The sequence below is a fragment of the Pseudoxanthomonas sp. genome (assembly GCF_036845285.1).
GTDB lineage: Bacteria > Pseudomonadota > Gammaproteobacteria > Xanthomonadales > Xanthomonadaceae > Pseudoxanthomonas_A.
In genome coordinates this window covers 15,352-30,325 of record NZ_DAIUEE010000007.1, presented here as the reverse complement: position 1 = coordinate 30,325, position 14,974 = coordinate 15,352, and the positions used below count along the sequence as shown (strand labels likewise).

The window sequence follows — 14,974 nt, the reverse complement described above, 5'->3', positions numbered from 1 at the left end:
AAACCAAAGCCGCTGAAAACCAGCGGCTTTGGCGATGCCGCCCAGGCCAGTGTAGGGCCTGGGCAAGCCGTCGAACGTCAGCGGAAGTTGTAGCGGAAACCGAGCATGTAACGCGGGCCGGTCTGAGTGCCGTAGAACAGCGTGTTCTTGTTGCGTTCACTGAGGCGCATGGTTTCATCCGTGAGATTGATGCCCTCGAACTGGACCGAGAAGCGATCGCTGAACTTGTAGCCGACGCTCAAGTCGAGCTGCCCATAATCCTCGACATACACCGGATTGTTCTTCGCGACGTCGGAAGCATCGCCGTCGTATTGCGCGTTGAGGAACTTGTCGCGCCAGTTGTACGCCAAACGTACCTGCCACGGCCCCTTGTCGTAGAAGCCCACGAGGTTGGCCGAGTCGCTCAGGCCGATCAGCACCTGCTGCGGACCCTTGGCATTGTTGTTGTAAGACAGGCTGTCGCTATCGACGATGGTGTAGTTGGCGGCCAAGCCGAAACCGCTGTCGCCGAACATGTGCTGTACGCTGAGCTCGAAACCATTGAGCTTGTGCGAACCAGCGTTGCCCGGGATGGTAACGTTGTACACCACCAGCGGGTCGCCGGCGACGCCGGTGATTTCGCCGGCACTTCCCGCCGTGCTGTCCACGCCCGGCTGACCATCGAAGTTGGCGAAGATGTAGTCGCGGATGCACCCCACGTCCGCGCTGCCGCAACCTCCGGCGCCGATGGCAGCGTTCCAGTACGCCCCACCCACGGGCGTGGGTAGACTGAACAGCGTGTCCTGGAACGATCCCGCACCACTGTCGATGTAGTTGGAAATATTCTTGCGGTAGTACCCGACCGAGAAGTAGCTGGCATCGGCGTAATACCATTCGTACGACAGGTCGATGTTCTTCGACAGCAGCGGCTTCAGGTTCGGATTGCCCGAGTTGCCGCTGCCGCCGTTGACGCGAAGCAGCGGGCTGACGGTCTGTCCACCCTGGATATCCTGCCAGCCGGGACGGCCGAGCGAGTGGCCATAGCTGGCGCGCAACACCATGTCTTCCGTAAGTTCGAAGCTGGTATCGATGTTCGGCAGCACGTAGTCGTACTCGCCGGTCATGGTGGTGAACGACTTGTCGCCCATGTCGGTGAAGAACTCGTTGTCCGCTACCCAGCGCACGAGGACCGGGGTATCGACCTGGGCTCCGGATTCAATCTCGGTCTTTTCGTAACGCACGCCCACCGCCAGGTTGACGGGAATCCGTGTCTGCCAGCTGGTGCTGTACTGCAGATAGGCGCTGCGGGTTTTCTCAGTGGTACGCAGGTCGGCACGATTGTAATCGTCTGGGCGACGTGCCAAGTCCGGCCTGCCGGTGAAATTACCGACGGCCTGGCGCATGCGCTCGTAGTCGAAGACCAGGACTGACTGTTGAAACGCGGATCCTTGTAACCGGGGAACGCATTGAAGTATCGCGACATGTCGTCGATCTGCCAGAGGCTGTCGTCGAAATCGGATGCAGACCCAATCCCGCCCCAGTCCGCATTCTCGTTGATACCCCATGCCGTCCGGTTCTTGACCTCGGTATTGGCGACGCCGAACTTCAGGTCGGAGTAGTCGCCGAACTTGAACGTACCGCTCAGCTGGCCCTGATCTACTTCGCCGCGCGAGTAGCCGTTCACGAACTGGCGGCCGGTCGGGCGCGCCTGCGACGGATTCACGCCCGTGACACCCGGCGCCAGCTCGTAGCTGAGGATCGGCAGTTCGCCATCGAAATAGACCGTCGTATCGCCACGGATCCAGGCGGCGGTACCGATGTTGCCCGACGTCCCCCAGTCGCTATCGGGCTTCAACTCAGCGGTGGAGCGGTGATAGTCGAACGCCAGGTCCAGCGCGTCCGACACTTCCCATTCGACGTTGAAGCCAACCGATTCGTTCTCGGCCTTGGTTGCGCTGATGCCGCCAGCCATGGCGAGATCGCTGCATCCCTCGTAGGTACCGTTGGCATTCTGGGTGCCGGTGCACGGGATGTTTTCACGGTAGAACACCGGACCCGCGGCAGGGCCGTCGGTCCAGGCACTCTCAACGCCGACGAAGTTGAACCACACCGACATCTCGTTGCGGCGCGTCTGGATCTTGTTTTCGGAGTACGTGTAGTCCAGCGTCGTGGTGATGCGGTCCGTCGGCGCCCACTGCAGGGTCACCTGGCCATTGGTGCGCTGACGCGAGATGCCATTGACGCTGTAGTTGAGGTTCTGCGGTACCGAGTACAGATCGGCCGGACCGGGCAGGTTGGCATTGCCTGGCGTTCCCGGCGCGATCGCACCCCAACCACCCTCGCCACCGAAATGCGTGCGCCAGCCCGCGGTCACGCCGACCTGGCTGAAGCCACTGTCGCGTTCCTGGTAGCTGCCGTTGACGGCGATACCGAACTTTCCATCGGCGAACGTCTGGCTGAAGATGCCCGACATCTCACCGGTCCAATCGTCGCCCTGCATGATCTTCGGCAGGTTGCCGTTGGACGTGTCGTGGACGGTCTTCACACCCACATTCGCCAGCGTCCCGCTTTCCAGCGGCCGGGCCGTCTTGATGTTGATGGTCGCGCCGATGCCGCCGGTCGGATTGGAGGCCAGACCGGTCTTGTAGACCTCGATGCCTGACACCGCTTCCGACGCCAGGTTGGCGAAATCGAACGCGCGCGAGTTGGAAGCGGAGAAACCGTTCAACAGCGCGCCAGGCATCTGGCGGCCGTTGAGGAGCACGAGGTTGTGGTCTGGCCCGATACCGCGCACCGTGACCTTCGAGCCTTCGCCACTGGGCGTGCGATCGATCGATACACCGCTGATGCGTTGCAGCGACTCGGCGAGGTTGGTATCGGGGAATTTGCCGATGTCCTCCGCGACGATGCCATCGACGACACCTTGCGCATCGCGCTTGAGGTTCATCGACGACTCAAGGCTGGCCCGGATACCGGTGACGACGATGGTGTCGAGCTCGGTGGGATCTGCCTGTTCGGCGGTGGTGGGTGCGGGACTTGCACTCTGCGGCTCTGCCTGCTGCGCCCACGCGGGGCCGGCGAGCGCCAGCAACAATGCGGATGTCAGCACCCGCTTCCTTGGAACGGATTGCACTTGCTTCATGGACTTTCCCCTCTCCGGAAATTCACGAATGACGTGGATGAACGTGCTCGAGGACCCCTTCGCCCCTCACATTGGGCCGCATTGGACGCGCGATTGACAGCGTTGTCAACTTTTCGCCAATCGACTTACATAAGCGAAAAAACCGCTTGTTTTAAGCCATGAAGTCGATGTTGCGACGCAGCTGAAACCGTTTTCCGGACTATCGACGCAACACGACTTCACAACATTTTTTTCTGACCGCGACGCCTAAGGTTTTCTATTGGTATGGCATCCGGACATGATGGACGCCAATGCCGTGGCACGACCACAGAGGCCAGAAAAGGTCCAGATCGACCAGCGCCGACGCACGCGTCAACGCTTGGCGGGTGGCTGTGTCGACTCGCGGAAAAGGACTTCGTGCTCGACGTGCACCATGCAGCCACCGTCATCGGCGCGGATGCGGGCCAGCAATTGCAGCGTCGCCAGCCGGCCCATTTCCGACGTGGGCTGGCGTACCGTCGTGAGCGCGGGATAGATGTGGCGCGCGATGGGCGTGTCGTCGAAGCCGCATACGGAGATATCGCGCGGCACCGCCAGGCCACGCTCGCAGGCGGCGCGGATCACGCCCGCGGCCATGTCGTCGTTGGCGGCGAAGATGGCTGTCGGCGGTGCGGACAGATCGAGCAACCGGTCGCCCGCCTCGATACCCGATTCGAACGAGAAAGCGCCCTGCACGACCAGGTCGGCGTCGTAGTCCAGCCCCGCCTTGCGCAGCGCATCCTTGTAGCCCTTGTAGCGCCACTGGCATGCACCGTGCGCGGGCGGTCCCTTGATGTGGGCGATGCGGCGATGGCCTTGCGCCACCAACCCCTCGATCAGTTCCAGCACCGCTGCCGTCTCGTCCATCATCACACCGATGCGGTCGCTGGGATGCTTGGGCGCGATGCAGGCGAACGGCACGTCGTGCGATTCCAGGAACTCCAGCACCACGGGATCGTCCGTCAACGGCGGAATCAGCACCACGCCATCCGGGGAGAAATGCTCGAACACGACTTTCAGGTCGTCGGCCTTGCGCTGCTTCGGCGCACCCACGGGTGCCAGGACCAGGTTGTAGTGGTTGTCACGACAGGCATCCAGCATGCCGCTCTGGATCTCCATCAGGTAGTTGCGCGAAGGATTGTTGTAGACCAGCGCGATCACGTAGGAACGCTGGCCCGCCAGGCTGCGCGCCGACAGGTTGGGGCGGTACTGCAGCTTCTCGACCGCGGCCATGACCCGCTGGCGCATCTCGTCGCGCACGTTGGGCTCGTTGTTGAGCACGCGCGACACGGTCTTCATCGAAACGCCTGCGGCGGCGGCCACATCCTCGATCCGACTACGCATAAGACGGTTTCCGCTCCACTTCATCCATCCCTTCCGACAACGAGGCCGGATTCTGACAGCGCCACGCGTCGGTGGGTATCGTGTCCATCGCGAACAGGACCGGCAGGCGACGCACCTCCCATGCTGCATGGCAGCACGCCGCGCGACGCACAACACGCAAAATCCCCGCTGCACGACGCGCTCGCGCGGGCGCCGACACCGCCCGGTTGACAGCATGGTGTAGCAACTGTATGACAGCGCTGTCAACTATCCGATCCGACATCGCCCGCCGTACTGCGCGGGACGCCGTGTCGCGCCCACGAGGACCCTGCCGATGCGCCATACCCCCCTGTTCGCCGCCGCCGTGCTGGGCCTGTCGATGATGGCGGACGCGCCTGACGCGCGCGCCGCCGGCGCACCCGCCATCGTCACCATCTACACCACGGCACAGGACAGCACACAGCGGCTTGCGCGCACCGGCACCGCCACGCTGAAGCCGGGCCACAAGCTGACCGAGGTGGAGAACTCGATTTTCGTCGACCCGTCGAAGCGGCACCAGGCGCTGCTCGGCATCGGCGGCGCGATCACCGATTCCACCGCCGAGGTCTACGCCACGCTGTCGCCGGAGAAGCGCGCCGAGTTCATGCGTGCGTACTACGACAAGCAGGACGGGATCGGCTATTCGATCGCGCGTACCACCATCCACAGCTCCGATTTCAGTTCCGCCAGCTATACCTACGTCGAAGAGGGCGACAAGGCGCTCGCCACGTTCTCCATCGACCACGACCGCCAGGCGCGCATCCCGATGATCAAACAGGCCATCGCGGCCGCCGGTGGTGCATTGCCGTTGTACGCCAGCCCGTGGAGCGCGCCGGCCTTCATGAAGACCAACCGGCACATGCTGAAGGGCGGCGCGCTGCTGCCGGAGTACCGGGACGCATGGGCGAACTACTTCGTGAAGTTCATCCAGGCCTACGAGAAGGAAGGCATCCCGATCTGGGGCATCACCATCCAGAACGAACCGATGGCCACGCAGACGTGGGAGTCGATGCTGTACACGGCCGAAGAGGAGCGCGATTTCCTCAAGCTGCACCTCGGCCCGACGATGCATGCCGCCGGCTATGCGGACAAGAAGATCATCGTATGGGACCACAACCGCGACATGATGCTGTACCGCGCGCAGGTGATCCTGGGCGATCCGGAAGCGGCGAAGTATGCGTGGGGCCTGGGCTTCCACTGGTACGAGACGTGGGCCGGCTTCGATCCGATGTTCCGCAACGTGGCGGCGGTGACAGAAGCCTTCCCCGACAAGCCGGTACTGCTGACCGAAGCGGCGGTGGAGAAGTTCGACCCGGCCCGCTACCAGCACTGGCCGAACGCCGAACGCTACGGCACGTCCATGATCAACGACTTCAACAACGGCGCCGTGGGATGGACCGACTGGAACATGCTGCTCGACCAGACCGGCGGCCCGAATCACGTCGGCAACTTCTGCTTCGCGCCGCTGCACGCCGACACGCGCACGGGCGAACTGATCTACACGCCCAGCTACTACTACATCGGCCACTTCTCCAGGTTCATCCGGCCGGCAGCGCGTCGCGTCAGCACGGCGAGCAGCCGCAGCACCCTGCTGGCCACCGCCTTCGTCAATCCCGACGGACGCCTGGCAACGGTGGTGATGAACCCGACCGACAAGGAGATCGCGTACAACTTCTATGTCGGGCAGGATTCGGCGGTGGTAACGATTCCTGCCCGCGCCATCCAGACGCTGGTACAGTAGGCATGCGCGGCGCACGGCGCTTCGCCCTGCTTGTGCTGGCGACCGTCGCCGGCACGGTGCAGGCGGCCGAACCGTTCCCGTGGCCCGACGGCCAGAAGGCCGCCGTCAGCCTCGCCTACGACGACGCCGCACCGTCGCAACTCGACAACGCGATTCCCGCGCTCGACCGTCATGGGCTGAAGGGCAGCTTCTACCTGACACTGGCGGCCGACACGCTACGCACGCGGCAGCAGGAATGGGTCGCCGCCGCGCGCAACGGCCACGAGCTCGGCAACCACAGCCTGTTCCACCAGTGCTCGGCCTCGCTCCCGGATCGCGCCTGGGTGGAACCGCAGCGCAACCTCGACACCACCACGGTCGGGCAGATGGCCGACCAGATACGGCTGGCGAACGTGATGCTGATGGCGCTGGACGGCCGCACCACACGCACCATGACCGTGCCCTGCGGCGATACGCAGGCGAGCGACGGCAACTATGTCGATGCCGTCGCGTCGGAGTTCGTGGCGATCAAGCGCGGCAGTGGCGGCGTGGTCGCCGACATGGCCACGCTCGATCCCGCCGCCGTACCGGTCGATGTGCCCGTGGACGTGACCGGCGAACAGCTGATCGCACGCGTGGAAGAGGCCGCGCGTCGCGGCACGATGGTCAGCTTCACCTTCCACGGCATCGGCGGCGACCACCTCGCGGTGTCGAACGAGGCGCATGAGCAGCTGCTGCGCCATCTCGCCGCGCACCCGGATGTCTACTGGGTGGCGCCCTTCATCGACATCATGCAGTACGTCGCTTCCCGGCAGCCTGCGAAAGACGCATCACCGCCCTGAGCCGGCTGTACGTCAGCCGTCCGCCCACAGCCAGCGCAGGCCGACGGTGAACGTGCGGTCCGCACCCGGTTCGTAAAAGCGCCCGTTGCCTTCGTTGACGATGACCGACCCGATGTGGAAGCGGTCCAGCGCATTATCGATGCGCGCGAAGCCCTGCAGGCGTCCACTGCCTACCAACCAGTCGCGCGCGACTTCCAGGTTGAGCAAGCCATAGCCGGGTGCCCGCTCACTGCCGGTATCGTTCACGGTCACATCACCCACGCCGAGCAGCTGCGCCGCGGCGTTCCAGTGTGCGCCCTGCCAGCGCAGCCGCAGCGAGGCCTGCTGCCGTGCGACGCCCGGGATGCGGGTACCGGCCGCCACCTGCACTACGGGCGACGTACAGCCACTCGCCGTGCAGATGGGAAAGCTGTCGCGGAAGGTCGCATCCAGCCAGGTGTAGGCGGCCTGCAGTTGCCAGGCCTCCGATAGCGGCATGTCCGCCTGCATCTCCACGCCCTGCCGGCGGGCGGCGCCGACATTGCGGAAGCTGCTGCGGCCGCCGACATTGCGCGCGACCGCCAGTTCGTCGTCGGTATCGGCGCGGAACAACGCGGCTTCGACGCGGGCGCCGTGCTCGCCGCGCCACTTCATCCCCAGCTCTGCATTGCGGGTGGTCGCCGGGCGCAGGTCGAACGCTAGCCCGGCGCCGCCATCGGCGCGATAACCGACCTCGTTGAACGTCGGCGTTTCGAAGCCGCGGCCGAACGAGACATACACGCGCCACGCATCCACCGGCGCGAACACCACGCCAGCCACCGGCGTCGTGCGCTCGTAGGCCACGCGGCCGCTGTCGTCGGGATTGCCGGTCGCGATGTAGTCGTCGTCCGAACGGAAACCGACCCGGCTGTGGCGCGCGCCCATCAGCAGCGACCAGCGCGGTGCGATGCGCCACCACGCCTGCGCGTACTGGTCCACGTTCCATACCTGGTTGCGCTCGTCGCGACGCAGCGCACCGCGCACGCCCAGCGTCGTGCCGACGAAGTTCTCGTAGCCGCGGCGATGCTGGCGCTGGCGGTCCGCATTGGCGCCTGCACTCAGTTCGAACGGGCGCCCGGCCAGATCGCCGCTCCACGACCAGCGCAGGTCGGCGCCGCCGTAGTCGTTGTCGAGATCGATCACGCCACCGGAATTCAGCCGGTTGGCCTGCGCCGCGATCGGCAACGCCAGGTACTGCTCCACCTCGCGCCGTCCGCCATAGGCCATCGCGCGCAGGCGGTGACCGTCGGCGAAGGGCCACTCGTAGACCGCGCCCAGCTGGTCCTGGCGGACGGATTTGCGCGTGTCGTACTGGGTCGCGACCGGCGAGGCCTGGCTTGGATCCTGCCATGCCTGCACCCGCGTCAGGCCCAGGGGATCCTTGGCATTGGGCGCATTGAAATGGTTGAGCAGCAGGTCCAGCGTGCCTGTGCCGGGACGGAACCGCAGCTTGGCATTCAACGATTCCCGTCGCGCCGCACTGTGGTCGCGGTAGCCCTGCGTATCCAGCACCGAGGCGGCCACGCTGTAGCCCAGCACGTCGCCCGCGCCACGCAAGCGCGCGCCGATCACGGTGCTGTCGTGGCTGGCCACGCTGGCCTGCACGCGCGCTTCGTGTCCTTCGTCGGGAATATCGCTCCACACCTGGATCACGCCGCCGGAAGAGTTGCCGTGCAGTGCCGAGAACGGGCCGCGCAACACCTCGACGCGGTCCGCCGCGAGCATGGTGACGTGCGAGACCTGTCCCTGCCCGTCCGGCATCGTCGCCGGCACGCCATCGGCGTACAGCCGCAGCCCGCGCACGCCGAAGGTCGAACGCGCACCGAAGCCGCGGATCGACAGCTGCATGTCCTGCGCGAGGTTCTGCCGTTCGCGCGCGAGCAGACCGGGAATCCCGTCCAGCACTTCCGACAGCGCCGCCTGCGGACGCGCGCCGCCGTCGCCCAGCGCGACCACGCTGGTCGAGGCCGGCGCATCGAAGGCGTCCACCGTCTCCAGCCGCGTCGCGGTCACGACCACGCGATCGAGCGTTTCCATCGGCGCCGCCGGCTCGCCCGTGGATGCTGCCATGGCACCTGGCGCCAGCAGCGCAGCACCCAGCAGCGGCGACACGCGCGACCTCATGCGCATGCGCGGATCACCCGAACACCAGCTTGCCTTTCATCATCATCCAGTGACCCGGTACCGAGCAGAAAAACGTGTAGTCGCCGCCCTTGCGCAGCGCCGACGTTGGGAAGGTGAAGGTAGTGGACTGGCCACCGCCCACCACCTTGCTGGCCGCGAGCACGCGCGCGTCGCCCTTGGGTACATGATCGCTGCTGGAGGGAAGCTTGCCGGCGGCGGTGGCGAGCGCCTCGAGATCGGCGGTGGTGGTCAACACCCAGTTGTGGCCCATCACGTCGGCGGGAAGGGCGCCAGTATGCCGCAGCGTCAGTTTCACCTGCGTGCAGTCGGCGGCGATGCGGATCTCCTGCTTGTCGAACTGCATCGCATCGTTGCTGCCGATGGCCACGTTGCAGATCTTGGCCGCCGCGTGCAGCGGAAGCAGCGCGAGCAAGGCCACCGCGAGAGAAGGGATCGTGTAGTTCGGTGACATGGGGGAGTGCCTGAAAATCGTGGTGATTGCACTGCGCGACCCCGTCATCGGGGCCGCGCAGTCAGGAGACAACGGTTGCGCGGATCAGTCGCCCAGGGCGAACACCCACACCGAACCGCCTTCCGGCACCGCCTTCTCCCATCCCGCCAAGCCGTGCATCTTGCCCTGGATCCATTGCGCATCCACACCCCAGCCCGAGACCACGGCGATGTACTGCTTGCCATCGACGGTGAAGGTGCTGGGCGGCGCGATGATGCCGGACGGCGTGGGGAACTCCCACAGCAGCTTGCCCGTCTTGGCGTCGTACGCACGGAACATGCGGTCGTTGGTGCCGCCGGCGAACAGCACGCCACCGGCCGTGGTCATGATCGAACCCCAGTTCCACGAGTGCGGATACTTCTCGCGCCACACTTCCTTGCCGCCGTCCACGCTCCACGCCTGGATGCCGCCGATGTGGTCGAAGTCCTTCTTCACCGACAGGTCGAGGCGGTTGATGTCCACGCCCGCCGACCATTGCCCCGGGATACGCGGCTGGATCATGCCGGTCAGGGTGAGGCAGTGGTTGTCGTTGTACGGGATGTACAGCATGCCGGTCTTCGGGTTGTACGCCTCGTACGGCCAGTCTTTGCCGCCCCACAGGCTGGGGCAGTAGGTGCGCGTCTTGCCGGTCGCCGGCTTGGCCTCTTCGTTGTAGGTCGGACGGCCGGTCTTCGGATCGATGCTGGTGAACACCGTGTTGGTCACGTACGGCTCGGACTTGTTGTAGGTGATCTGGCCCTTGTCGTCGCGGTCCAGCCAGTACAGGCGGCCGTTGCGCTGCGCGCTGATCAGGCCGGAGACCTTCTTGCCGTTGCGGTTGAACTCCACCAGCGTCGGCGCGTTCATGCCTGCCCAGTCCCACGAATCGTTCCAGTGGTACTGGAAGTGGCTGACGATGTCGCCGCTTTCCGGATCGAGCGCGAGCACCGAGGCGAGATACAGGTTGTCGCCCGGACGCTGGTCGCCCAGCCACGGTGCGCCGTTGCCGACGCCCCAGTAGATGACGTTGTTGGTCGCGTCGTAGTTGCCCGGCATCCACATGGTGCCGCCGCCGTTCTTCCACGCGTCCTTCCACTCGCCGTCCTGCGGCCACGTCTCGAAGCCCTTCTCGCCCGGCCCCGGAACGCTGTAGCGCGTCCACGCCAGCTTGCCGGTTTCGGCATCGAACGCCTTGAGGAAGCCGCGCACGCCGAACTCGCCGCCGGACGGTCCGATCAGCACCTTGCCCTTGACCACCAGCGGTGCGGACGTGATGTAGGCGCTATCCTGTTCCCAGTCGCAGACCTGCGCTTCCCACACCAGCTCACCGGTCTTCGCATCCAGCGCACTGAGCATGCAGTCGATGCTGCCGACGTACACCTTATCGCCGTACAGCGATACGCCGCGGTTGGTGCGATGGAGCGCGCCGAGGCCTTCCGGCACTTCGCGCACGAACTTCCAGCGGACCTTGCCGGTACGCGTGTCGTAGGCAATCACCTGGTTGTGCGGCGTGGCCACGAACATGTAGTCGCCGTTGACGATCGCGGGCGCCTCATGACCCGAGTTGACGCCGGTGGCTGCGGACCACACCGGCCGCAGCTTGGCGACATTGGCGGTGGTGACCTGGTCCAGTTCGCTGTAGCTCCAGCCGGCGTAGTTGCCCTTGGTCAGCAGCCAGTTCGCCGGCTCCTGCTTCGCCAGGCGCGCGTCGGTGACGGGTTGGTAATCGGCCGCCGCGAGCGGGGCCGAAGCGAGGGACGCGACAAGCGCGGCCGTGATGAGTTTCAGGTGCATGGGTCTCCTCCCGGGTGAAGCGTTGGTGTGTGTGGTGCAAAAAGGAACGTGGATGTGGAACGGCGCGCTGATCAGGTGGTCGGCGGACCGAGCGGTCCGTCGAACTTGCCGCTGACCACCAGCGCGCCGTCCTTGATCGTCACCGGCAGCATCGCGAGCCGGCGCGTGGCCGGCCCGGTGGTGACGGCGCCGCGGTTGGCCGCGTCGAATACCGAGCCATGGCAGTTGCAGACGATCTGCGTCTGGCTCGGGTGCAGCGTGGTGATGGGACAGCCGTAGTGCGTGCACAACGACGAGAACGCGACGATGCCGTCGGCGGCGTTGCGGGCGCTGGTCGGCTTCAGGTCGGCCGGCTTCAGCCGCACCACGGTCAGCAGGTTGGCTTTCGAGATCAGCACCTTGCCGGTCGCCGGATCCATCGGATACGCGAGCACCGGCGGCTTGCCGACTTCGATATCGGCAGGCTTCACTTCCTTGCCCGCCTTCGGCCCGATCATGAAAGCCAGCTTGTCGCCCGGCTCGGGCTTCGGACTACGCGTGGCGGGCGGTGCGGCCGCCTGCGCCTGCGCACCGCCGCTGACCGCGGCCAGCGGCGCCAGCGCCGCCAGCGCGAGGGCGCCGCTCAGCATGCTGCGTCGCCCCTTGTCGTCGGGATGTCCGGCGCATGCGCACGCGCAACCGCCCTGTTCTTTCGCTTCGCTCATCGTGGCTACTCTCTTCTTCAGGGCGTCTGCAGGTAGACCACATGGGTCTCGGTGAACTCGAGCAGGCCGTGCTTGCCGTCGGCACCGCCGATGCCGGACTTGCGCCGGCCCGCGTGGAAGCCCTGCATGGCTTCGAAATGCTCGCGGTTGATGTAGGTCTCGCCGAAGCGCAGCTCGCGTGCCGCCTTGAACGCGGCATTGATGTCGCGGGTGAAGATCGACGACGTCAGCCCGTACTCGGAATCGTTGGCCAGCGCGATGGCCTCGTCGAGGCTGTCGACCACCTGGATCGGCAGCACCGGCCCGAAGATCTCTTCGCGCATGATCGCCATGTCGGCGCGCGCGTCGACGATCAGCGTCGGCTCGTAGTGGAAGCCCTTGCCCAGCTCGGCCGGCTTGCCGCCGGTGACGATGGTGGCGCCGTCGCGCTTGGCCTGCTCGACTGCCGCCGACACCTTGTCCAGGCCGGCCTGGTTGACCAGCGGCCCCATCTGCAGGTCGTCGCGTTCGGACGGATCGCCGTACTTCGTGTCGCGGAACAGCTTCACCAGCCGCTCGACCAGCGCTTCGTGCGCACCGCGCTCGACGTAGACGCGCTCGGCGCAGTTGCAGACCTGCCCGGTGTTGATCACGCGCGAGTCGTAGATCGCCTTGGCCGCCAGGTCGAGATCGGCATCGGCCAGCACGATGGCCGGGGCCTTGCCGCCGAGTTCCAGGTTCACCCGCGTCAGATTGCGGCCGGCCGTCTGCATGATGCGGCTGCCGGTGGCCACGCTGCCGGTGAAGGTGATCAGGTCGACCTGCGGATGCTCGACCAGCGCCTGCCCGGTGCTGCGGCCGAGGCCGCCGACCAGGTTGAACACGCCCTTCGGCAGGTCGGTCTCAGCGACGAGTTTGGCGAACTCGTACGCATTGATCGGCGTTTCCTCGCTGGGCTTGATCACGATGGTGTTGCCGGTGATCAGCGCGGGCGCCAGCTTGCGGGCGATCAGGAAGAACGGGAAGTTCCATGGCAGGATGCCGGCGACCACGCCGATCGGCTTGCGGAACAGGAAGATGTTCTCGTTGGCGCGGTCGCTGGTGAGGATCTCGCCTTCCAGGCGGCGCGCCCACTCGGCCATGTAGTCGATGTAGTCGGCGGTGAAGTCGACTTCGACCTGCGCCAGCTGTTGGATCTTGCCCTGCTCGCGGACGATCACGCCGGCCAGGTCCTGGCGGTGCTCGCGCAGCTTGGTGGAGATCTTGCGCAGGTAGCCGGCGCGTTCGATCGGCGCCAGCTTCTCCCACGCCGGCTGCGCGCGCCGCGCCGCGGATACCGCGGCGTCCACGGTCGCGGCATCGCTGTCGGGAATGCGCGCCAGCAGGGCGCCGTCGGCCGGGTTGGTGACGTCGACGGTCGCGCCGCCGCCGGCGACGAACGCGCCATCGATGTAGTTCTGGTAGGTCTGTGTCATGGGGTTTCCTTGGCTTGCGTTGTCCTTGCGGGCGCGCCGTCCATGGGGAACGGCGCGCCGTGTGCGGCGATCACCACACGTAGGCGTACTTGAGGTTGAAGCTGTCGTTGACGCTGTGGTTCTTGCCGTCGAGCGAGGTCGAGTAGCGCAACGTGATCGACTGGTTGTCGAATGTATGCACCATCAGGCCGGCGCCGGCGTCTACGGCCCAGCCGGTCGGCAGGCCGTCGTTCGATTCCGTGTGCTCGGCATCGAGTGCCAGGAACGGCTCCAGCCGCTGCGACGCGCGGTAGGCGAAGCGGTTGTTGGTGTGCAGCGTCAGGCCGGGCTGGATGCCACTGTCGCGCCGGCTCTGCCAGACGAAACCGGCGTCGCCGGTCCAGCCGAACTTGTCGCCCATGCGCCAGTCCCAGAAAAAGCTAGAGAGGTTCTTCCAGTTGGTGTCGCTGACGCGCTCGGTGCCGGTGGGGATCTGCACGAACGACTGGAAGCCGAGCGTGGCCTTCTCGCTGGGCTTGTACCAGATGGCGAAGCCGGTCAGCGGATCGCCGATGCCGCTGATGTGGCGGTCGCCTTCCGGGGCACGCCGGTTGCGGATGGAGACCTCGGGCACGATCACTTCCCAGGCCACGCCGATCTTCTTGTTCGATTCCGGCGTCCAGAAGCGCACGTACTTGGACAGGCCGGTCAATGCCTTGCTGCCGGAACCGTCGACGCGGTCGCCATCGGCGTTGAAGATGCGCCCGTTGTCCTGGTACGTGGCGTACTGCACGAACACGTTGAACGGCTCGAAGCCGACCGGCAACTCGTATTCGCGCGGACCGATCACGTCGAACGTGGTCTGCGCGCTGGCCGTGCCCGCGATCGCCAGCAGCGGCAGCAAGGCCAGCGGCAGCAGGCGCGGCAGCGACGGCATCGTCTCTCTCTTCATGGTGGTGCTTCCCTCCCGAGTGAATGGACCGCCCGGCTCGCGGAACTTCGTCCGTGCGGCGGCGGTGGTTCCGGGACCGCTGCGCACGCGCATCAGGTCCACGCAGGCGTTAGCGCAAGCCGCGTGCCACGTTGCAGTGCAACGGAGCGTTGGGCGTGCATGCGTGTCGAATCAATGACTTGTCGCCAACGGCATCGGCGAATGCCGCAGAATCCATGCGGCAGTGCAATGCGTATGCGACAGGTAGGTGCGACCACCTGTCGCAGCCCCCTGCGACAGGTGTCGCACCCCGCCGGCCTTCAACGTCCGCATCGACGGCGCAAACGAAGACGGCCCGTCATGGACGGGCCGTCGGGTCATCGCATGGCAACCACCATGCGGAGCAGCAGGAAAGCG

Annotated in this window: 9 protein-coding genes and 1 pseudogene; 2 read left to right on the top strand and 8 right to left on the bottom strand. The window is 65.7% G+C overall.

Annotated features, from left to right (window positions below; translation table 11 throughout):
- Positions 1–77: 77 nt before the first annotated feature.
- Together V7060_RS10275 and V7060_RS10270 are read right to left on the bottom strand one after the other, a co-directional pair.
- Positions 78–3,121, bottom strand: a pseudogene (locus V7060_RS10275) (TonB-dependent receptor).
- A 351-nt stretch (positions 3,122–3,472) separates the two neighbouring features.
- The gene (locus V7060_RS10270; RefSeq protein ID WP_334179144.1) at positions 3,473–4,483 is read right to left on the bottom strand and encodes a LacI family DNA-binding transcriptional regulator; all 1,011 of its coding nucleotides are present in this window, start codon (positions 4,481–4,483) and stop codon (positions 3,473–3,475) included.
- A 361-nt stretch (positions 4,484–4,844) separates the two neighbouring features.
- Between V7060_RS10270 and V7060_RS10265 the strand changes: the two genes are divergently transcribed.
- Together V7060_RS10265 and V7060_RS10260 are read left to right on the top strand one after the other, a co-directional pair.
- Complete coding sequence (locus V7060_RS10265) at positions 4,845–6,242, top strand: glycoside hydrolase family 30 protein (protein ID WP_334179337.1); 1,398 nt, start codon at positions 4,845–4,847, stop codon at positions 6,240–6,242.
- Positions 6,243–6,244: 2 nt separating this feature from the next.
- Positions 6,245–7,063 carry a polysaccharide deacetylase family protein gene (locus V7060_RS10260; RefSeq protein ID WP_334179143.1) on the top strand — a complete coding sequence of 273 codons (819 nt, stop codon included), beginning with the start codon at positions 6,245–6,247 and terminating at the stop codon, positions 7,061–7,063.
- Between the two features lie 12 nt (positions 7,064–7,075).
- Here the strand turns inward: V7060_RS10260 and V7060_RS10255 are convergent, their stop codons facing one another.
- The 6 genes from V7060_RS10255 to V7060_RS10230 all read right to left on the bottom strand — a co-directional run bounded on the left by V7060_RS10255 (position 7,076) and on the right by V7060_RS10230 (position 14,578).
- Entirely contained in the window at positions 7,076–9,151 is a 2,076-nt protein-coding gene (locus V7060_RS10255) for a TonB-dependent receptor (RefSeq protein ID WP_334179336.1), read from the bottom strand.
- Positions 9,152–9,218: 67 nt separating this feature from the next.
- Positions 9,219–9,677: an azurin gene (azu, locus tag V7060_RS10250; protein ID WP_334179335.1), complete on the bottom strand. Its 459-nt coding sequence runs from the start codon at positions 9,675–9,677 to the stop codon at positions 9,219–9,221.
- A gap of 84 nt (positions 9,678–9,761) precedes the next feature.
- On the bottom strand, positions 9,762–11,489 hold the full coding sequence (locus tag V7060_RS10245; protein ID WP_334179142.1) for a PQQ-dependent dehydrogenase, methanol/ethanol family: 1,728 nt from the start codon (positions 11,487–11,489) through the stop codon (positions 9,762–9,764).
- A gap of 71 nt (positions 11,490–11,560) precedes the next feature.
- Positions 11,561–12,193 carry a Rieske (2Fe-2S) protein gene (locus V7060_RS10240; protein ID WP_334179141.1) on the bottom strand — a complete coding sequence of 211 codons (633 nt, stop codon included), beginning with the start codon at positions 12,191–12,193 and terminating at the stop codon, positions 11,561–11,563.
- A 17-nt stretch (positions 12,194–12,210) separates the two neighbouring features.
- Positions 12,211–13,647: an aldehyde dehydrogenase gene (gene aldA, locus V7060_RS10235; protein ID WP_334179140.1), complete on the bottom strand. Its 1,437-nt coding sequence runs from the start codon at positions 13,645–13,647 to the stop codon at positions 12,211–12,213.
- A gap of 70 nt (positions 13,648–13,717) precedes the next feature.
- On the bottom strand, positions 13,718–14,578 hold the full coding sequence (locus V7060_RS10230; protein WP_334179139.1) for a transporter: 861 nt from the start codon (positions 14,576–14,578) through the stop codon (positions 13,718–13,720).
- Positions 14,579–14,974 lie beyond the last annotated feature (396 nt).

What these genes read in the sequence shown, in the direction of transcription:
- aldA (WP_334179140.1), bottom strand. Translation starts at nt 13,647, where the DNA reads ATGACACAGACCTACCAGAACTACATCGATGGCGCGTTCGTCGCCGGC.
- V7060_RS10245 (WP_334179142.1), bottom strand. Translation starts at nt 11,489, where the DNA reads ATGCACCTGAAACTCATCACGGCCGCGCTTGTCGCGTCCCTCGCTTCG.
- V7060_RS10265 (WP_334179337.1), top strand. Translation starts at nt 4,845, where the DNA reads ATGGCGGACGCGCCTGACGCGCGCGCCGCCGGCGCACCCGCCATCGTC.
- V7060_RS10270 (WP_334179144.1), bottom strand. Translation starts at nt 4,483, where the DNA reads ATGCGTAGTCGGATCGAGGATGTGGCCGCCGCCGCAGGCGTTTCGATG.
- V7060_RS10230 (WP_334179139.1), bottom strand. Translation starts at nt 14,578, where the DNA reads ATGAAGAGAGAGACGATGCCGTCGCTGCCGCGCCTGCTGCCGCTGGCC.
- V7060_RS10260 (WP_334179143.1), top strand. Translation starts at nt 6,245, where the DNA reads ATGCGCGGCGCACGGCGCTTCGCCCTGCTTGTGCTGGCGACCGTCGCC.
- azu (WP_334179335.1), bottom strand. Translation starts at nt 9,677, where the DNA reads ATGTCACCGAACTACACGATCCCTTCTCTCGCGGTGGCCTTGCTCGCG.
- V7060_RS10255 (WP_334179336.1), bottom strand. Translation starts at nt 9,151, where the DNA reads ATGGCAGCATCCACGGGCGAGCCGGCGGCGCCGATGGAAACGCTCGAT.
- V7060_RS10240 (WP_334179141.1), bottom strand. Translation starts at nt 12,193, where the DNA reads ATGAGCGAAGCGAAAGAACAGGGCGGTTGCGCGTGCGCATGCGCCGGA.